Source organism: Stappia sp. ICDLI1TA098 (assembly GCF_054880955.1).
In genome coordinates this window covers 1,585,731-1,603,268 of the sequence record NZ_JBTZBT010000001.1, presented here as the reverse complement: position 1 = coordinate 1,603,268, position 17,538 = coordinate 1,585,731, and the positions used below count along the sequence as shown (strand labels likewise).

The 17,538-nt window shown below is 65.4% G+C and carries 24 protein-coding genes and 1 pseudogene; 13 read left to right on the top strand and 12 right to left on the bottom strand.

Going from position 1 to position 17,538, the window contains the following annotated elements; genetic code table 11:
* The first annotated feature begins 28 nt into the window (after nt 1-28).
* A complete protein-coding gene (locus tag ACSLUQ_RS07245; RefSeq protein ID WP_461808121.1) occupies nt 29-1,066 on the top strand; it encodes an aldo/keto reductase in 1,038 nt (345 codons plus the stop codon).
* A 193-nt stretch (nt 1,067-1,259) separates the two neighbouring features.
* Here the strand turns inward: ACSLUQ_RS07245 and ACSLUQ_RS07240 are convergent.
* Nucleotides 1,260-1,484 (bottom strand): annotated as a pseudogene (locus ACSLUQ_RS07240) (DUF3788 family protein); the annotation flags it as partial.
* Nucleotides 1,485-1,643: 159 nt separating this feature from the next.
* On the bottom strand, nt 1,644-2,186 hold the full coding sequence (locus ACSLUQ_RS07235; protein WP_461808120.1) for a TetR/AcrR family transcriptional regulator: 543 nt from the start codon (nt 2,184-2,186) through the stop codon (nt 1,644-1,646).
* An 85-nt stretch (nt 2,187-2,271) separates the two neighbouring features.
* Between ACSLUQ_RS07235 and ACSLUQ_RS07230 the strand changes: the two genes are divergently transcribed.
* On the top strand, nt 2,272-3,792 hold the full coding sequence (locus ACSLUQ_RS07230) for an MFS transporter (protein WP_461808119.1): 1,521 nt from the start codon (nt 2,272-2,274) through the stop codon (nt 3,790-3,792).
* A gap of 346 nt (nt 3,793-4,138) precedes the next feature.
* On the opposite strand, the gene ACSLUQ_RS07225 is transcribed toward ACSLUQ_RS07230, so the two are convergent.
* The 9 genes from ACSLUQ_RS07225 to ACSLUQ_RS07185 form a co-directional block, all read right to left on the bottom strand.
* On the bottom strand, nt 4,139-4,330 hold the full coding sequence (locus ACSLUQ_RS07225) for a helix-turn-helix transcriptional regulator (RefSeq protein ID WP_461808477.1): 192 nt from the start codon (nt 4,328-4,330) through the stop codon (nt 4,139-4,141).
* Nucleotides 4,331-4,350: 20 nt separating this feature from the next.
* Nucleotides 4,351-4,620 (bottom strand): hypothetical protein, encoded by a 270-nt coding sequence (locus ACSLUQ_RS07220; RefSeq protein WP_461808118.1) that lies wholly within the window; start codon nt 4,618-4,620, stop codon nt 4,351-4,353.
* Nucleotides 4,621-4,622: 2 nt separating this feature from the next.
* Nucleotides 4,623-4,850 carry a hypothetical protein gene (locus tag ACSLUQ_RS07215; RefSeq protein ID WP_461808117.1) on the bottom strand — a complete coding sequence of 76 codons (228 nt, stop codon included), beginning with the start codon at nt 4,848-4,850 and terminating at the stop codon, nt 4,623-4,625.
* Between the two features lie 114 nt (nt 4,851-4,964).
* Nucleotides 4,965-5,219 (bottom strand): DUF2312 domain-containing protein, encoded by a 255-nt coding sequence (locus ACSLUQ_RS07210; RefSeq protein WP_461808116.1) that lies wholly within the window; start codon nt 5,217-5,219, stop codon nt 4,965-4,967.
* Complete coding sequence (locus ACSLUQ_RS07205) at nt 5,216-5,410, bottom strand: hypothetical protein (RefSeq protein ID WP_461808115.1); 195 nt, start codon at nt 5,408-5,410, stop codon at nt 5,216-5,218. Before ACSLUQ_RS07205 ends, ACSLUQ_RS07210 begins: the two co-directional genes overlap by 4 nt.
* The gene (locus tag ACSLUQ_RS07200) at nt 5,407-5,676 is read right to left on the bottom strand and encodes a hypothetical protein (protein WP_461808114.1); all 270 of its coding nucleotides are present in this window, start codon (nt 5,674-5,676) and stop codon (nt 5,407-5,409) included. Before ACSLUQ_RS07200 ends, ACSLUQ_RS07205 begins: the two co-directional genes overlap by 4 nt.
* On the bottom strand, nt 5,669-6,328 hold the full coding sequence (locus ACSLUQ_RS07195) for a hypothetical protein (protein ID WP_461808113.1): 660 nt from the start codon (nt 6,326-6,328) through the stop codon (nt 5,669-5,671). The genes ACSLUQ_RS07200 and ACSLUQ_RS07195 overlap by 8 nt, the downstream gene beginning before the upstream one ends.
* Nucleotides 6,325-6,744, bottom strand: coding sequence for a hypothetical protein (locus ACSLUQ_RS07190; protein ID WP_461808112.1), 420 nt, complete (start codon nt 6,742-6,744; stop codon nt 6,325-6,327). The genes ACSLUQ_RS07195 and ACSLUQ_RS07190 overlap by 4 nt, the downstream gene beginning before the upstream one ends.
* A 587-nt stretch (nt 6,745-7,331) precedes the next feature.
* A complete protein-coding gene (locus tag ACSLUQ_RS07185) occupies nt 7,332-7,763 on the bottom strand; it encodes a helix-turn-helix domain-containing protein (RefSeq protein ID WP_461808111.1) in 432 nt (143 codons plus the stop codon).
* Nucleotides 7,764-8,312: 549 nt separating this feature from the next.
* On the opposite strand from ACSLUQ_RS07185, the gene ACSLUQ_RS07180 reads away from it, so the two are divergent.
* From ACSLUQ_RS07180 to ACSLUQ_RS07150, 7 genes are all read left to right on the top strand, one after another.
* Nucleotides 8,313-8,768: a hypothetical protein gene (locus tag ACSLUQ_RS07180; RefSeq protein WP_461808110.1), complete on the top strand. Its 456-nt coding sequence runs from the start codon at nt 8,313-8,315 to the stop codon at nt 8,766-8,768.
* The gene (locus tag ACSLUQ_RS07175; RefSeq protein ID WP_461808109.1) at nt 8,768-9,277 is read left to right on the top strand and encodes a GcrA family cell cycle regulator; all 510 of its coding nucleotides are present in this window, start codon (nt 8,768-8,770) and stop codon (nt 9,275-9,277) included. Before ACSLUQ_RS07180 ends, ACSLUQ_RS07175 begins: the two co-directional genes overlap by 1 nt.
* 214 nt (nt 9,278-9,491) lie before the next feature.
* Nucleotides 9,492-9,785 (top strand): hypothetical protein, encoded by a 294-nt coding sequence (locus ACSLUQ_RS07170; RefSeq protein WP_461808108.1) that lies wholly within the window; start codon nt 9,492-9,494, stop codon nt 9,783-9,785.
* Nucleotides 9,782-10,723, top strand: coding sequence for a hypothetical protein (locus ACSLUQ_RS07165; protein ID WP_461808107.1), 942 nt, complete (start codon nt 9,782-9,784; stop codon nt 10,721-10,723). Before ACSLUQ_RS07170 ends, ACSLUQ_RS07165 begins: the two co-directional genes overlap by 4 nt.
* Nucleotides 10,713-11,021 carry a hypothetical protein gene (locus ACSLUQ_RS07160; protein ID WP_461808106.1) on the top strand — a complete coding sequence of 103 codons (309 nt, stop codon included), beginning with the start codon at nt 10,713-10,715 and terminating at the stop codon, nt 11,019-11,021. Before ACSLUQ_RS07165 ends, ACSLUQ_RS07160 begins: the two co-directional genes overlap by 11 nt.
* A complete protein-coding gene (locus tag ACSLUQ_RS07155; RefSeq protein WP_461808105.1) occupies nt 11,018-11,353 on the top strand; it encodes a helix-turn-helix domain-containing protein in 336 nt (111 codons plus the stop codon). The genes ACSLUQ_RS07160 and ACSLUQ_RS07155 overlap by 4 nt, the downstream gene beginning before the upstream one ends.
* Entirely contained in the window at nt 11,350-11,775 is a 426-nt protein-coding gene (locus ACSLUQ_RS07150) for a hypothetical protein (RefSeq protein WP_461808104.1), read from the top strand. Before ACSLUQ_RS07155 ends, ACSLUQ_RS07150 begins: the two co-directional genes overlap by 4 nt.
* Before the next feature lie 5 nt (nt 11,776-11,780).
* Here ACSLUQ_RS07150 and ACSLUQ_RS07145 read toward each other — a convergent pair whose 3' ends face one another.
* Nucleotides 11,781-13,064, bottom strand: coding sequence for a pentapeptide repeat-containing protein (locus ACSLUQ_RS07145; protein ID WP_461808103.1), 1,284 nt, complete (start codon nt 13,062-13,064; stop codon nt 11,781-11,783).
* An 80-nt stretch (nt 13,065-13,144) separates the two neighbouring features.
* Between ACSLUQ_RS07145 and ACSLUQ_RS07140 the strand changes: the two genes are divergently transcribed.
* The 4 genes from ACSLUQ_RS07140 to ACSLUQ_RS07125 are packed head-to-tail and all read left to right on the top strand — an operon-like array spanning nt 13,145 to nt 17,412.
* On the top strand, nt 13,145-13,927 hold the full coding sequence (locus ACSLUQ_RS07140) for a DNA-methyltransferase (protein WP_461808102.1): 783 nt from the start codon (nt 13,145-13,147) through the stop codon (nt 13,925-13,927).
* Between the two features lie 28 nt (nt 13,928-13,955).
* Nucleotides 13,956-15,215, top strand: coding sequence for a DNA polymerase III subunit beta family protein (locus tag ACSLUQ_RS07135; protein WP_461808101.1), 1,260 nt, complete (start codon nt 13,956-13,958; stop codon nt 15,213-15,215).
* Nucleotides 15,212-17,059: a DNA cytosine methyltransferase gene (locus ACSLUQ_RS07130; protein ID WP_461808100.1), complete on the top strand. Its 1,848-nt coding sequence runs from the start codon at nt 15,212-15,214 to the stop codon at nt 17,057-17,059. Before ACSLUQ_RS07135 ends, ACSLUQ_RS07130 begins: the two co-directional genes overlap by 4 nt.
* Nucleotides 17,056-17,412, top strand: a complete 357-nt coding sequence (locus tag ACSLUQ_RS07125; RefSeq protein WP_461808099.1) for a hypothetical protein — start codon at nt 17,056-17,058, stop codon at nt 17,410-17,412. Before ACSLUQ_RS07130 ends, ACSLUQ_RS07125 begins: the two co-directional genes overlap by 4 nt.
* Nucleotides 17,413-17,538 lie beyond the last annotated feature (126 nt).

Below are 17,538 nucleotides of genomic sequence, written 5' to 3'. Positions count from 1 at the left end.
CATCAACTGAAACCAAAAGGACCTTCTCATGGAATATCGCTCCCTTGGAAACTCCGGCCTCAAGGTGCCGGTCCTCAGCTTCGGTGCCGGCACGTTCGGTGGCTCCGGCCCTCTGTTCAGCAACTGGGGCACGTCCGATGCGACCGAGGCACGCCGTCTCGTGGACATTTGCCTGGAAGCCGGCGTCAACCTGTTCGATACCGCCGATGTCTATTCGCAAGGCGCGTCGGAAGAGGTGTTGGGCGAGGCAGTTAAGGGGCGGCGCGACACGGTGCTGCTTTCAACCAAAACCAGCCTGCCGATGGGTGACGGGCCGAACGATGCGGGTTCCTCGCGCTTCCGGCTGATCCGGGCCGTCGAGGATGCGTTGCGCCGCTTGCAGACTGATTACATCGACCTGCTGCAACCTCATGCCTTCGATGCAAGCACGCCTGTCGAGGAAGTTCTTGCGACACTCGATATGCTCGTTCGCGCCGGCAAGGTCCGCTATGTCGGCATCTCGAATTTCTCCGGCTGGCAGATCATGAAATCGCTCGCCGTCGCCGACCGCTTTGGCTGGCCGCGCTATGTCGCCAATCAGGTCTACTATTCGCTGGTCGGGCGCGATTTCGAATGGGATTTGATGCCGCTTGGAGCGGATCAAGGACTTGGCGCAATGGTCTGGTCGCCGCTTGGCTGGGGTCGGTTGACGGGGAAAATTCGGCGCGGCGCGCCATTGCCCGAAGGCAGTCGTCTGCACGAAACCGCCAGCTTCGGACCTCCGGTCGATGACGAACATCTCTACCGCGTTGTCGATGTGCTGGACGCAGTGGCAGAGGAAACCGGCAAGACCGTTCCCCAGATCGCGTTGAACTGGCTGCTGCAACGTCCAACTGTTTCCTCGGTCATTGTTGGCGCGCGCAACGAGCAGCAGCTTCGCCAGAACCTTGGCGCAGTCGGGTGGACCCTGACGCCTGAACAGATCGCCAAGCTTGACAAGGCTAGCGCCGTTACCGCGCCTTATCCGCATTTTCCCTACCGGCGGCAGGAAGGCTTCGCACGACTTGACCCACCTATCGCGGGGTAGGGGACGGCGATGCGTCGGCGCTCAGCCTGCGATGTAGAAAAGCCGATCGGGCAGACCTGGAGCCTGCCAGGCGTAGCGCTATCTGCGGCACACAGGCTCTTGTCGGCGCCAATCAGCGGGTATGGCGGGCAGAAGTCGATGAAACAGAGAACTACGTTTGCGCCTTAGCCCTCCCAAATTAACGTGAGAGCGACGTGCAGAACGCCTTGGATTTCTTGTAACGCAGGGACCATCCGTGCTTCTGGCCACCATGAACCCAATCGGGAGTGAAAACGCCGGGATATGTTACCTCGATCCAATCCCGCAACGTGACCCATTGCTTGAACGCGTCCGGCCCAATCCAGTCGCGGATAGTCGTATCGTCTGGCGGCGCTGATTTGTCGGTGATCCGGCTTCCAACCTCGGGCGAATATTCCATGCAGCAATCCCTCGTGTCCGCGAGAGCATCGCAAATACGGCAAGGACGGGAAGGGAAGGGGGCATGAAGTCCCGGTGAACAGCACAGCGGGTATATTCAGCAAAGGGTGGTCTTACCTGCCCACGGCGGTTTCGTTCCAGGTCTGTGCCTGAAGGCGGCTCATCCTTTCTCCAGAAGACGCTCGAAGACGCTCTCCACGTCATCGAGAAATGCACTCCATTCCCCGTCTTGCTCGATGCCGACGATGCGCAGCAGGAAGAGACCCTCGACTGCCAGCAGAGCGACCCGGGCGGCCTGCGCATCGCTCGCTCCGCCGTCCAGGCGCTTGAACATGGAACGGTACCACTGGCGGGTTTCCATGATGTTTTGCGGGTTCTGGATGTAAGCAATCATCAGTCCGGCCATTTTGGCGTTCATGGCCGCCTGCGAGCTCCGCATGACCTTGATGTACTTTCGGACGAGGTCTGCTGGCGCAACGCCGTCCGCTTCACCAAGTAACGCGTCGAATTGACCTGTCCAGCGCTCGATCAGAGCGCGGACCAGATCGTCCTTGGATGTGAACGAGTACTGGACGCCGCCCTTCGAGATGCCGGCAGCCCTGGCCAGGGCATCGATGGTCAGGCCAGCTGCGCCTTCACTGCGAACGATCCCTTCCGCGATTTCGAGCAATCCCTCACGCGTGATCGTTGGCTTCCTGCCCAATTCGACGCTCCTTCACCATCGACAGTCATTGAAATCCATACGTATGTATTTATATCAGTGAGCGCAATCCTTATTCAGGTGAATGATGTCGTCCACTTCTCTCTCGGGCAACCGCTGGTTTGTCCTCGTCGCTGTCATGCTGGCCTTCCTCCCGGTGGTGCTGGACATGACAATCCTTCATGTCGCCGTCCCGACGCTGACGCAATCGCTGAATGCCTCTGGCATCGAAGTGCTTTGGATCATAGACATCTACCCGCTTCTGATGGCAGGGCTTCTGGTGCCTATGGGCACACTCGCAGACCGGGTTGGAAACCGCAAAATCCTGCTCATCGGCCTTGTCACCTTCGCAACGGCCTCGACATGGGCCGCCTTTGCACAAAGTCCCGCAATGCTGATTGCCGCGCGTTTGCTTCTGGCCCTGGGCGGTTCGATGATCATGCCGTGCGTGCTCGGCCTTATCCGCAAGACCTTCGAAGACGAGCGCGAGCGCGCCATGGCTCTCGGCCTTTGGGGCATGGTCGGAGCCGCCGGCGCTGCGGTCGGGCCGCTTGTCGGTGGCGCTCTTCTGGAGCACTTCTGGTGGGGGTCGGTATTCCTGATCAATGTGCCGGTCATGCTGGTGGTCGCGCCGGCCTGCTATGTCCTGCTCCCACGCGTCGAAAAGACGACGCCCGGAAAGTGGGCCATCGGCCAGGCGTTGCTGCTGATCGTCGGCATGATATCACTCGTCTACGGCATCAAGGCCGGCTTCGGCGGCAAGCAGCCGCTGGCGATCATCGTCCTCGTCATTGTCTTCGGCATCGCGTCCATGACGCTTTTCGTGCGCAAGCAACTCAGGTCGCCAGAGCCGATGCTGGACCTGTCGCTCCTGTCTCATCCCGCGATCGTCGCCGGCCTGATCATGGCCATCGTCGCATCGGGCGCGCTGGCGGGTGTCGAGCTGACGCTGGCACAGGAACTGCAATATGTGCTGGGGAAGACGCCGCTCCAGGCCGGCATCTTCATGATCCCCATCATGGCGGCGGCAGCCGTTGGCGGCCCGGTCGCCGGCTATCTGTCCAACCGGTTCGGATTGCGGCTGGTCGCCACACTTTCGTTTGCGATCTCGGCCGGGGCGCTGGTGTATCTCGCGCAAAGCGACTTCCATCAGCCGGGTTTCCTCATTCCGTTCGCGCTTGCCCTTCTCGGGCTCACGCTCAGCATCGGGCTGACAGCCTCGTCGATCGCCATCATGGGCTCCGTCGATGCCAGCAAGGGCGGTGCCGCAGGCTCGCTGGAGGCGACGGGCTATGAACTGGGTACCGGGCTCGGGATCACCCTGTTCGGCGTTTTCATGTCGAGCGCGTTCAGCCGCGCCATCGAGCTGCCATCCAGCCTGTCAGAGACTTTGGCCGACCAGGCTTCGCGCACGATCGGTGATGCCTACATCGTTGCCAGGGAGCTTCCCGGCGAGCAGGGTGCGGCATTGATCGAGGCAGGCAAGGCCGCCTTCACGCAGACGCATGCGGCTCTTTTGACGACGGCTGCCGTGGTGATCGCAGCGCTGGCGGTCGCGGTGTTTTTCACTCTTGCCGGGTATCGCAGCCTTTCCCGCCCACATCATTGACTGGCTTTCGAAGAGGATCGACCCTGCAGATCATTGAGACCGAGCGCCTGATCCTGAGGCCGTTTCGGGAGGGGGATGCAGCGGCCCTTTTCTCTTATCTGCGCGCACCCATCGCCACCTGCTTCCTCTCGCTGAAGCCCGCAGATCTGGCCGAGGCGGAGACCGAGGTCAAAAAAACGCGCCCTCGACGGGGGCCGCGTGGCGATATGCCTGAAGGCAGGCCGGTCAGGTCATCGCCGGCGATATCGCACTGTAGAGGGCAATCGGCGGTGAATGGCGGAGGGGGTGTCCGGCGAACCTGATATTTAACTATCAGAAATTATTTATATTTCTGATCTTGTTTTCGCTATGTGCCCGCATTCGTGTCCGCTTCTGTGGGGGCGTCTTCGACAGTCCGCGGCAGGCTGCGGATCCAGTCGTCAACCTCGTCTTCAAGCCATCGGACGGTGCCCGGTGACACCTGTAGCGGAGCAGGGAACGTCCTGGCCGCAATATAGCGGTAGATGGTTGAGCCCCCCAGGCTTGTTTTCGCCTTCACTTCGCGCAGTTGAAGAAGCCTCACGTTTCTGCCTCCCCATGTTCTGAGATTGCGGGTTGTCCGAGTGTTTCGACCGGGACGAAGTGCGGTGCGAGGCCATCGGGCTCGAAGCGGAGGCGGGTCTCGCCCTGGATGAACCAATGCATGTCACAGGTGCCCGGCTCGAGCTCGCTGTCGCGAATGAGGCCGTCCACCGACGTGTTGCAGCTCTCATATTCCCCGTCGATCACGATCCAGTTCACCTCGACCGGGATCTGAGGGGGTGCAGACCACGTGCCATCGTCGTGCACCGTCAGGGTGGCCTCGCCGCTGCCTCGTTCGTCGAGAATGTGATGATGTCACCCACCGCCAGCGGCGCGGCGAGGTGCTGCCATTCGTCTGCACCGTCATGCGTGCCGTTGACAGGCACGAGAGACCAGGAGCCGTCCGGATTGCAGCGGGCGAACGCAGACGGGTCCTCCTGCATCGGCGGGCTGATCTCATCGAGCCAGTTGGCGGGGAGATATTTCGCTTCGGTCACGATCACGTCTCCTGCGGTTTGCGGGGGGGTGCCGCCGGCGGACCAGGGAGGACAATCCGCCGGCGGCGTTCCCGCGCGGTGAGAAAGGAGCATCGCGCGGGAATTCCTCGTGTCTCAGGCGGGGCCGGCCATCCCGAGCGCCTGCATGTAGAGGTCGAGGATCGCCTCTTCCTCCTCGCGCTCGTGCGGCTGCTTCTTGCGCAGGGAAATGACCTTGCGCAGGATCTTCGCGTCGAAGCCGGTGCCCTTGGCCTCGGCGTAGACCTCCTTGATGTCGTCGCCGATGACCTTCTTCTCCTCCTCGAGCCGCTCGATGCGCTCGATGAAGGCGCGGAGCTGGTCCGCTGCAATTCCGCCTGCATCACTCATGTGTCGGTTTCCTTCTGGTCGGGCAGGGGACGCCCCTGCCAGGGCGTGAGGTCGGTCTCGTCGTCGTGCTGCCGGCGCAAGCCCATGGTGAGAGAGGCCACGCCGGCAAGGGTCGCCGCGACGAGCACAAACAACGCCGCGCAAAACGCGGTCCCCAAGACAATGAGGGCGAGGGTGGCGAGCTGGCTCATGCGGCACGGTCATCCCGGCCGGGCGCCAGCGCGCCGGCATGGCTGCGCAAACGCTCCATCAGGGCGGCGCAGGCCTCGTGCTCGAAGTTCAGCGGGCATTCGGGATTCGGGGTGATGATCCGAAACGCAGCCTCTGGGCCGTGTGCCTCGATCTCGTCTTGCGCGAAGCTCTCCCTGAGATCGGCAATGTCGACCCAGCCGCGCGTCTCAGCACCCGTTCGCAGCACATCGGCCATGCGGTCGATTATGTCGGGCCGGTCAGTCATGACCGGCCTCGTCGCGCTCCGGTGCTTCACCCGTCTCCGCACGGGCTCTTGCCGCAATGGCGGCAAGAGGGCCGACCTCTTCGGACAGATTGCGGGCGAGAATGGTGAGCGTCTGGTCGCGCAGGATCTCCAGCAGCGCCTCGGCAAGAGGGCCGGCGCCTTCCCAACCGTCGAAACAGTCTGGATCCGAGTGGTAGAAGGTGAAGGCCTCGCGCCGGCCGTCATCCCTGTAGCTGCAATCGCTGGCGATCCGGTCGAAGTTCTCGACCGTGACCTGGCGTGAAATTGTCTCGGTGGCGTCCGCCGCGATCAAGGCGAGGCGGGCGACCTCCCGAAAGTCACTGGCCTGCTGTGCAAGGTCCGTGCGGCGATACTCCGGATTCTCCGCGCGCATCCGTGCGTCATGAGCGCGCTCGGCTTCACACATGGGCTCGCATGGAAAGATCCACTCTCGCGAGGAGAGGTCGCGGATCATCAGGGTGCGGCCGAACGCATTGCGGCTGATGAGCCTGCTGCCGTCGATCTCTGCCGGCATGTCGAGCCGGTCATCATGACGGACCTCGCCTGCCTCAGCCGCCTCGCCTGCTGCCGAGCCGGCGGCGCCGCGCAGAAAAGCGCGACGCGTGATGCGCGTGGTGGCGTTGCCGGTCACGGCTTCACTTCCAGCGAACAGCCCCGGTTTTCCAGAAACCGGATTGTCGACTTGTCGTCGATGACGGCGTACTCGGCGTTGGTCAGGCGCACGGCAAGCTTGCTGGCGAAGACCTCCAGCGCCTCGATGCGGGCGAGGAGGCTTGCCACGGTCGGCGCCTCCTGCGCCTGCGCTTCCGCTGTATCGCTGCCGGCGGCTTCGTCGCCTTCGGCCGATACGTCGGTGTCCAGCGACTTGAGGTCCACCGCGAGAAGCGAGGTCAGTTCCCGGTGAAGCCGCGCGGCTTCCGTCGGAGACAGGAGGTGGAGGGCCGCCTCATCGGCGCTGCCCGTGTTCCGGGACAGCGTGAGCTGGATGTGACGGGCAGGGGTGCGCCCGGCACTGACGAAATGGCTTTGATCGGATGACACTGACATGGGACCTCCATCGGGGTAGCGATGGAGGAGTGTTACCCAAATCGGGTATATACGAAACCCCAATATGGGATGTGCATTTGGCGGAGGTGTATGCTGCTTTGGTGGTTGGCCTCAAGGTGCCCCGTTTTGAGTCTGGACGGTGGGCACCGTTCATCTCCTGCGGTGGTGGTTGCGTGGGGGAAGTCGTGTTGTTTCTGTTCTGTGTGTGAGGCGAAGGGGAGCTCTGCTTGCTTGGCTCTTTTGGGTGTCCTGGTGCACGCGAGCAAAAAGCGATCATTGCTAGCATCCGCCGGTAGGGCGTCGTGCAGCAGAAGCTCTGTTTCAAGTAAGAAGTGACTTGGGAAGGGGGGCTCTTTCAGTCGCCAAAAAGGCCGTGCGTATGTGGCGGGGAATTTTGTCCGTATATCGGGCGAGATTCTCTATGGGGTGGGAATGATCCCTTGCAATACCTTCGCGAAATTTGACGTGAGGCGCATTCGTATGAATGCTGTTATATGAGAGATATCAATTATTTGATGTCGTAATTTGTGTATGCGTTACGGGAGGTGAAATGTCTATGGATGAAGATCGGCGCAATATAGAGCGCCTTATTGGGTCTCTCCCGGCTTGGGCTTTTTCTCGGGTCGAGGCGCTATTGCGTCAACTAGATCCTCGATCTGACGCAGTGCCACCTGCTGAACCGCTGGTGGAAGACGATCATAAAGACCCAAGAGATAGTCGCGCTCACCGTCAGTCATAAGTGTCGGATCATCCAGGACTTCGGCCTTTGTTACCCCGTAGATTTTGGCGGCCTTAGCGATGCGGTCTGCGGTGAGCTCTCGCTCACCGCGTTCGATCTTGATGTAGCCGGACTTGGATAGGTCAAATTCGGCGGCCGCTCTTTCCTGCGTCCACCCTCGACCTTCGCGTAGAAATTTCAGACGGTTACCCATGTCGGGGATAATGCCGACGTCTTGCGGGTTTGTCGCAACCCAATATGGGGTTGCATAATTACCCAATATGGGTAACTTACTTTGCATGACACTCTCCGATTACATTCGCCTGAATGGCCTCTCAACTCACGGATTTGCCGTGCGCATGGGAGGAGTGACCGCATCGGCTGTTGTCAAATGGATGCGGGGGGAAAGGGTTCCTCGACCGGACCAGATGCGTCGCATCTTTGAGGTTACCGGAGGAGCAGTCTCACCCAACGATTTCTTCCTTAATTCCGAGCGTGGGTTAGTTCGTGAGGTTCCCTCATGAGCGGCTTGGTTCACTCCCGACCCATCGTTCTCTCTCCGCACATCCTCTCCCTCATCGTCTCGCCCGGCTCCCGTCGGGCGTACCCGCCGGCCCGCGCGGTTGGGTGTCTCGCGCGGGCCGGCCTCCCTGTCGGTGTGTGGCCGGCGCCCCGCGAGGCGGTACGGGGCGCCGCTGCCGGCTGGCGGGGGGGCGATCCCTTGCACCGGCTTGCCGCCTGACGGTGCGGCGATCCGGAGAATGGCCGTGTGCGGCCGGTCCGCACAGGTCCAACCGTCTTCCCGTGTTTGGAGGCCCTGCGCAGGCGGGGCCGGTTCTGGAGGCATGACATGAGCGCAGTGAAGCCCCGTCCGCGCGGCTCCGTTCACGATGCGATCACCCGGGCGTTCGACGAGATCCAGCAGCGCACCGGCGAGCAGGGCATCGCGGCGGCCGCCGCGACACTCGGCGTGTCGCAATGGCTGCTCTATGCGGCCTCCGATCCCGACCGGGATGGCGAGCTTTCGCTCCTGCGCGCCGGGTTGCTGACGCAGGTCTATGGCATCCGGGAGCTGGCCGAATGGCTGGCGGACAAGGCGGGGTGTGACCTGGTGGAGCGGACGCCGGCCAGCGGGCCGGGGTTTTCCGGTGTTCTGGCCGCTCTTGGCCAGACGGTGCAGGACCTCTCGGACCAGCATCTTTCCGATGACGATGTGCGCAACATCCAGGCGCTCATCCGCAAGCTGCACGGGCTGATGGCGACGGACCGCGCTTCGGCCGGGGCCCGCCTGCAGGAGGTGCACTGATGAGCGTGTGGTCGCCCGCACTGGAAAGCCGGCTCGCGGAGATGGTGGGCCGGGGGCACACCTCGACCGAGATCAGCGCCGTGCTGGGCGTGAGCCGCAGCGCCGTGATCGGCAAGGTGCACCGGATGGGACTGGCGTTCAGCCGCGCACGCCTCCGGCGCCCGCAGCGCCCGGGCTCCGGCCGTGCACGGGCGCGGGCCAGATCCGCTCAGACCGCACAGGGCAACCCGGCGCGGGGGAGGGTGCTTCTGCCGGATGGACCCGCGCCGGAGGAGGCTGTGCCCGTTGCAGCGGGGGCGGACCCGATCGGCCCGCGCGAGGCGGTGACGCTGATGGAGCGCCAGCGCAGCCAATGCCCGCGCCCGCTCTGGCCGGACGATGTCACCCCTACAGCAGAGGCGGCCTTTGTCTGCGGTGCGCCGACGGCACCGGGCTCCAACTGGTGCGCGTGGTGCCACACGCAGGTGTTCCAGCCCCGCATGACCACACCGCACAGGAGGGGACGATGAGACCGCATGAGTAGACCGGCTCTCAGACCGAAGCCGATCCGCTGGCCGGCTGGCTGGCGGCGCAGACGCTGCGGCTGAACGCGGGGCGGGCGCGGCGCATGACGCTGCTTGTCGCCGGGGCGCTGGCGTTCGGGCTTGCCCTGGCGCTTGCCGCCTGTGCGGCGCCGACCGATGGGGGCGGGGTGCTGCCCCCGGATGCATGGAAGCAGCGGGCATGAGCGCGGTGCTGTTCACACCGGCGGAGCGCGCGCATGTGCGGCGCGTGCTGGCGCTCTTCGTCTGTGCCGCCGGGATTGCCGGGCGCGACAGGCGTGAGAGCGAGCGTAAAGACGCGGGGGAGAGCCGGGCGTCGCTTGCGGCGTTTCGCGCTGGCCGGTTTGTCCGCGATGCGGCGCTGGTGGAGGTCGGCGTCTGGTGCGGCGTTGGCCTTGCGGAGTTGAGACGGGCGGCGGCGGTGGCCGGCGCACGGGACCGGCGGTTTTCAACGGCAGGGAGGGATGCGGCATGAAGAGGATTTCCGAGACGCTCATGGCGATGGCGCCGACGGGGCATCCGCTGGTGGACGCGGCGCGCGACGCCCTCAAGCTGCCGGCCCGCAACCATGCGCCGGTTGAGGGCGATCACTGGCGCCCGGCCTGCGACCGCTTCGTGCTGCCGGGGGATTGGCCTGACGTCCTTCAACGGGCTTTTGGCGACGCGGAATCCATGCTTGCTGCAGCCACCAATGCGCGCGTTCCCCTGGTCCCGTGCTTTGTCGAGCACGACGCCATAGCTCTTTACTGCCATGGGGCGGTCGAAGCGCCGACAGTCACCGTCTTCGTCAGGCCCTCGCGAGTGGATGCCCCGCTGCCGGTGTGCAGCTTCGTCATGGACCACGGTGAGGGCAGCGGGTTTCTCGCGCCATCCGCCTCCATCCATTTGGAGGCTGGTGCATATGCCTTTGGCTACTGCGATGACCAAGGGGAGAACAAGGACCCGGCGTTCTTCGATCTGATGAAGGTTGCCGTGGCAACGCTTGCCGCGCTTTCCAGCCCGCGTGTCACCAGCGTGCGCTGGGTTCTGCCGTCGATGCTGGACCGGGCCCGCGCGGCGCGCAGCCGCCGGCGTGCGCAGGTTGGCGCGCCGCTTGGCTCCTACAACAAGGTCGAGTTCGTTCTGCCAAAGACGGCGCTGCACCGGGGGCAGGTGCGGTCTGTTGAGTCCTTTGCTGGGCTGCGGGGGCACATGGTCGTGGGGCACTGGCGGCTGATCGACGGTGTTCTGGAGCCCTATTGGCTGTGGATCGACGGTCACTGCCGGGGCAATGCCGATCTTGGCTGGGTCAGCAAGGAGCGCCGCGTGGTGCGGCATGACGACCTGCGCCGGGGTTTCCGGATGCCGGAGCGCGATGGTCACCCGGGCGAGCGGCTACCGGCCGTGCGGGGAGGGCGGCGGCATGAGCGGTGAGACCGACACGGCCGCCCTGGACGTCGGGCAACGCCTTGTTCTTCTCGGGAAGCTTTCGCCGCGCGAGGGCCTGATCACGCTCCGGCTGACGCCGGGACAGGCGGTCTTTCTGGGCAAGACGCTGCAACAGGCGGAAGACAGTCTGGGCGAGGTGCTGGCCTGCCGGCACATGCGCGCCCTCCGGCGCGCGCGGGGACGCGAGGAGGTCGGCACCTACGCCATGTGGTTCGTCACCGGGCTGTGCGCCGCCGAGGCAAGCCGGGCGCTCCTGCTGGTGCTGTCCGGGTGGCTATCATGAGCGCGGCGGTGCATGAGGCGGCGGCGCTGGCGTTCATGGGCAGCGCCTTCCGCGCGGCGCGCGAGCGGGCCGGGCTGTCCGTACGCGGGGCCGCAGGTGAAGCGGGTGTCTCGCCGCGTGTCGTCAGCCATGCCGAGAACGGCAAGCCCGTGTCCTCGACCTCGTTCCTGCGGCTGTGCCGGCTGCATGAGGTGAACCCGTTCGCGCTGCTGGATGCGGCGGAGCTGCACCGGCGCGAGGGGGCGTTCCACAAGGCGGGGGGACGGGGTGTTTCACGGGGAACCACCAGTGTAACACGTTGTAATTCCACAACCCGGGAGGCGCGGCCATGAGCGCGCCCCGTGAACGCCCGCTGAATGAGGCCCGCGTTCAGGACGCCCATGACGAGGCGGCGCGGGAGCTCGACCGGCGGCGGGCGGCGGCCGACAGGCGGCCCGACGACCTGCGGGCGCAACTGGCCCTTGCCCAGGCGCATGCCGCCTATGAGGCCGCGCGGGCGGACGTCGTGTCCGCCGCGGTGGCGGATCTCACCAGACGCAATGCCGAGTTGACCGCGCGCAATGGCGATCTGGCCCGCCGGAATGAGATCCTGCGGCGCAATCTCGCCCTGGCCAGTGCGGAACTGGCGCGGCGTTGCGCCCAGGTGGAGGCGTTCGGGCGGCTGAGCTCTATCGCGCCGCGTCCGCGCGAGCGGCGTGACGCGGGCCCGCGCGCGTGTGACCTCTTCGCGGCGGACGAGGGGAGGGCGGCGTGATGGCGTCAGTCGTCGTCTTTGCGCTCGGCCGGATCGCGGTAGGTGATCGCGGCTTCGATCTCCGGGGGCATGTTCTTCGGCGGGCGGTCCGCCCATGCCCAGATGCCGGTGAGGTTGGTATGTGGGTCGATTCTGGTTCCCTTGAAATGGGCACCGGACAAATTGGCTCTGCTAAGGTTCGTGCCGGACATATTCGCGACATCAAGGGACGCACCGGACAGATTGGCTCCATCAAGGTTCGCCCCGAACAGATTGGCCTCTTCGAGGACCGTGGCGGTCAACTTAGCGCCTCTAAGGTTTGCGTCGAGCAGGTTTGCGCCGAACAGGTTTGCGCGAGTGAGATCGGCGTGCCGAAGGTCCGCCCCGGACAAGTCGGCATCGAGCGCGAGTGTGTCGGACAGATCCGCTGTCATCAGTTTTGCACGAGAGAGATCGGCGTCGACAAGCTCCGACCTGCACAAGTTGGTGCTGCGAAGTCGCGTGTCGGAGAGAGTGGCGCCGAAGAGGTTTGCGTCGGACAGATTGGCGTCGACAAGGTCCGCCTTGGACAGGTTCGCGCGGGCGAGGGTCGCGCTGGACAAATTGGTGCCGAGAAGGTTCGCGTCGGACAGATCGGCTCCAGCGAAGTTTGCGCCGGACAAATTGGTGTTTGCGAAGTTGAGGCGCCACTGAGCCGCTTTCTCAAAGCGGCGCACGTCCGGGATTGCCTTCCGCAGGGCTGTTGCGGCGTCCAAGGCCTCTTCGACATCCGGGGGTAGGTCCTCGTATGTCGCGCGCTTTTTGGCGACGCTTGCAGTTTCGTTGTCGGTTTCAGCGGCCTTCGGTGCGCGGGTCTTGGAGTGCTCTCGGATGAAGGCGACGAGAAGCGATTGGACGATGATAAAGCTTTCGCTTGGGTCACTGGCTGCCAGATCGCGCAAGCCATTGATGCCGGCAACGCGGATGTAGGTTTTTTCGCTCTCCAACATCTGAGCGCCCTTCTGGTAACGATCCACGTTCATGCCCCGCTCGGCGACGCGTTGCTGTCGGCTTGCAGTGTTCGTTCTTCGCCAGGCAAGCCAAATAGCAAACATCGCGAGCGCGAATGTTGCCAGCTTACTAGCGATCTCAGACCGATCACCTCCCCAATAGTCGCGCGTCCAGATCTCCGCGCCGGAGGCGGCGAGCGTCACCAGCCCGACAGCGGCTATGCCCAGAAAGGCCCCCCAGACCATCGCCTCGGGAGTTTTCAGCGAGGCGTCGCGCACAGGCGGATCAGGGGTGTGCGGGGGAGGGGTGTCTTCGGCCATGAAGCGCTGTTCCAAAACGGTTTAATCAACGCCGACATCCGACCAGAGATTGCGTCCATGCGCAACGGGATGGCCGCGTGATGGGGGCGATCCTGGACCAGGTGCAGCTTGGCGCGGCAACGCTCTATCTGGGCGATGCGCGGCGCGTGGTGCCCAAGCTGCCGAAGGCGGCGCTGGTGGTCAGCGATCCGCCCTACCGGCTGACCAGCGGCGGGGCGGCACGGCCCTCCGCCGGCAGCAAGGCCATGACGGGCGGCTGGATGGCCGGCTACGACAATCGCGGTGCGGTGGTTGCCTGCGACATCGGCTGGCAGGAGATCGCGGCGGTTTGCCGGGACGGTCTTGCCGCCGCCGGCGACTGCTATCTGATGGCCAACGACAAGAACCTGTTCGAGGCCCATCGGGCCGCGCTCGCGTCCGGCTTCCGCTTCCACAACCTGCTCGTCTGGCACAAGGTCTGCGCCACCGCGAACCGCTGGTTCATGAAGGACTGCGAGTTCACGCTCTACCTCTATCGCGGACCGGCGCGCACCATCCTGACGCCGGGGGCGAAGCAGATGTCGCGCGTGCCCCAGCACGACGAGACCAGCCACCCGACGGAAAAACCCGTGCTCGAGATGGAGCGCAACATCTGCGCCTCCGCGAAGCCGGGGGAGCTGGTGCTCGACCCGTTCATGGGCTCCGGCACCACCGGTGTGGCCGCGGTGCGCGCCGGACGCCGGTTCATCGGCGTCGAGATCGACCGGCGGTGGTTCGACATCGCCTGCGCGCGCCTCGAGCGCGCCCTCACGACCCCACGCACGCGCAAGCTCTTCGACGATCCCTACACGGCACAGGGCGACCTGCTGCCGGCCGATGGCTGAGGCACAGGAAGGCACAGGAGGATTTTACATGCATATCGAGACGACGGCGGGCCAGCTGCGCAAGGCGCTGAAGACGGTGAAGCCCGTGGTGACGGGATGGCGGCGGGTGCCCGTGCTCTCCTGTGTGCGGATCAGCGCCTGCGAGGTGGGGGCGGCGCTCGACGCGACCAACCTCGATAGTCACTACAGGCTGCACTTTGCCGCCTCGTCCTTGGGCGATGCGGTGTTCGTGCTCGATCACGCGGTGTTGTCGCGGCTGGTGTGCAATCTGCTCGGCTCCGAGGCGGTGCGGCTGGAGCGTGGTGCCGACGGCAATGTGGTGATGGTCTTCCGCAGCTCCCGCTACCGGCTGGCTGCCATGCTGGCGACGGAGTGGCCCGAACCGGGGGAGATCACCTTCGACGGTTGGTCCGGCTCTGCTGGGGCGCCGTTCGTAGAAGGCCTGCGCTTCTGCGCGCCCTGCATCTCGAGGGAAGAGACGCGCTATTACCTCAACGGGGTCTGCCTGGACGGCCGGGAGATGGCGGCAACCGACGGTCACCGGCTGGCAAGCTGTGCCAGCGGGCTGAGCCTGCCATCGCAGCTTATGCCGATCGTGCCGCATGAGGTGGTCAAGCTGATGATCGCGGCGCGGGAGGTGACGACACTCCAGATCGGCGCGTGCTGGCTGCGGGCGGATGTGCCCGGCGGTCATATCACGGCGCGGCTGATCGACGGCAGGTTCCCCGACTGGCGGCGGGTGGTGCCCGGGGCTGTGGCGGTCAAGCAGCTTGACGCGCTGATGCGGGTGGATCTCGACCGGGCGGAGGCCATGGAGGCGGTGACCCGGCTGCGGGCGCTCGATGGTCCTGGCATGCCTTCGCTCGGAATGGTGCTGGCAGAGGGCCGGGTGGCACTCACCAGCCTCAGCCGGGACATCGGCACGGGTGAGGAGTATCTGCGCAAGAGCTCGTGGTGCTGGGTGTCCTCGCCATGGCAGGTGTCGGCCCGGCCGCTCGTGGCCGCCGTTGCGCCGCAGTACCTGTTGCAGATGCTGGGCACGCTGCGGGGCGAACAGCGGGTGTCGCTGTGGCTGCGCCATATCGAAGACGCGGAGCAGATGGCCGCACCACTGACCATGACGGCCTTTGGCGAGGAGGAACCGCCGGTCACGCCGGCCGAGGGCGAGGCGCCCGGGCGGCGGCTGGTGCTGATGCCCCAGCGCTCCTTCAAGCATGACGACGGCCTGGTGGCCGAGGTTGCCGCGCGGCTGGTCGGCAGCGGGGCGGTGCGGGAGGCGGCGGAGTGAGCGGGCTCGATCTCACCACCGAGATCCGTGTCGGACACCTGTGCTGTGGGTCCGGGTTCGGGGCGCGCGGGTTCCGCAAGGCGAATGCGCGGGTGGGGAACCTGAAGGCCAACTTCCGGAACATCGGCGGGATCGATGTGGACCCGGCCGGGATCGCCGACTTCGAGCGGTTTGCCGGATGCCGGGGCACTGTCCTCGACCTGATGGACTGTGACCAGTACCGGGCCTTCCACGGTGCCGAGCCGCCAGAGGACTGGCACGAAGCGATGCCGGCGGACATCCACCGCGCCATGGGAGGGGAGCGGCCGCATATCTGGTTCGTCTCGGCGCCCTGCAAGGGGTTCTCGGGACTGCTCTCCGAAAAGGCCAGTCAGGCGCTCCGGTATCAGGCGCTCAACCGGCTCACGCTGCGGGCGGTCTGGTTGGCGCTGGAGGCGTACAAGGACGATCCGGTTGAGTTCATCCTGTTTGAGAACGTGCCTCGCATCGCGAACCGGGGGCGGCCGCTGCTGGACAAGATCCAGGCGCTGCTCGAGGCCTATGGCTATGCCCATGCAGAGACGACGCATGATTGCGGCGAGCTGGGTGGGCTGGCGCAAAGCCGCAAGCGGTTCCTCCTGGTCGCCCGGCATCGCGAGAAGGTTCCGCCGTTCCTCTATGAGCCGCCCAAGCGCCGCCTTCGCGGTGTTGGCGAGGTGCTGGAGCGGTTGCCCGTGCCGGGCGGCAATCCGATGCACCCCATGCACCGGCTGCCACGGCTGCAGTGGCGGACGTGGGTGCGGCTGGCGTTTGTCGAGGCCGGGTCGGACTGGCGCTCGCTCAACAGGCTGACGGTCGGGAACGGACATCTGGCCGACTATCTGATCGTGCCGGAGATGCGGGGCGGTGTCCTCGGCGTGAACCGATGGGACGAGACGGCCGGCACGGTGGCTGGACGCTCATCACCGACGAACGGGGCCTATTCGGTTGCCGACCCGCGCGCGCCGGCCGGGGCTGGTGAATATGGGCAATATGGCGTGCGGCCGTGGGGGGAGAGCTCCGGCGCGGTGATCAACGTCAAGTCGCCGGGGCAGGGGGCGTTCTCTGTCGCTGATCCGCGCCACCACGGAACGCCGAAGCACAACACCGAATACCGGATTGTGCCCTGGGATGGTGTCGGACGCGCCGTCACCGGCGCGCATGGCAAGGGCCAGTGCGTCGCCGATCCTCGCGCCTGCGGCACCTTCGAAGGGGCGGGCAAGTATCGCGTGACGGCATTCGATGAATCGGCCGGCACGGTGATCGCCGGCAGCACGACCGGGCAGGGCGCTTTTGCCGTGGCGGATCCGCGTCCGCGTGCTTTTGCAGCGGGGCGCGGCAGCTACCAGACACAGGGTCACTACGGCGTGACGATGTGGGACGAGCCGAGCGGTGCGGTGCCGGGCTTTGCCAAGCACGACCGGGGACGCTGGTCGGTGGCCGATCCGCGGCCGGGTCCGCTCGAGGGGGATGCGGTCACCTGTCTGCCTGCAGCCGACGAGCGGCTGACCTGCCGCATCGAGGCGCTGGACGGGACATGGCATCGACCGTTCACGACGCTGGAGCTGGCAGCGCTGCAGTCGCTGTTCGATCCGGAGGAGTGGTCCGAGTTCGCGATGGATGGCGTCAGTGACAGTGCGTGGCGCGAGAGGATCGGCAATGCGGTGCCCTCCGATGCCGCACAGGCGATTGCCGGGGTGATGGGGCGCACGCTGCTGCTCGCCTGGTCCGGCGAGACGTTCCTCCTCTGCAATGATCCGATCTGGGTGCAGCCGCTCACCGTGGCGCTGTCCGTCGAGACGCCGGTGGGGGAGGCGGCCGGATGAGCGCGCATGACCATCCTGCGTCGAGTGACGTTGATGCGGACGCCTGCCGCGCCGCTGCGCGCCGGTTTCGCCTGAGTGCGGCCATGGTGACCGATCCGGAGCAGCGTGTGGTTGTTCGCCTGACCGCTCAAGAGGCGGAGGCGGTCGCTCGCGTGATGGACACCCACAGCTCGGCGATCCGGGTCAGGGCGCGCTACGAGCGCCGGCTCGCCGGTCTGCGCGCAACACGGCCCTATCGTCGGGCCTGTGAGCGCGAGCGTGGCAACCGGGACATGGCGTGGCTGGTGGCCGGTGTTTTCGCCGTGGAGTTCAACGAGTGGGTGATGCCGCTCATTCATGCGGTGCTGTCATGAGCGCGTTCGCCCTTGGCGGGCTGGCGGACACCATCGTGGCGTGGGCGGGGGCCGCGCGGAGCTGGCCGGGCATGTGCGCGGCGGCGGCAGACCAATGGGGCGATGCCGCGCTCATGGCGGTGGCAG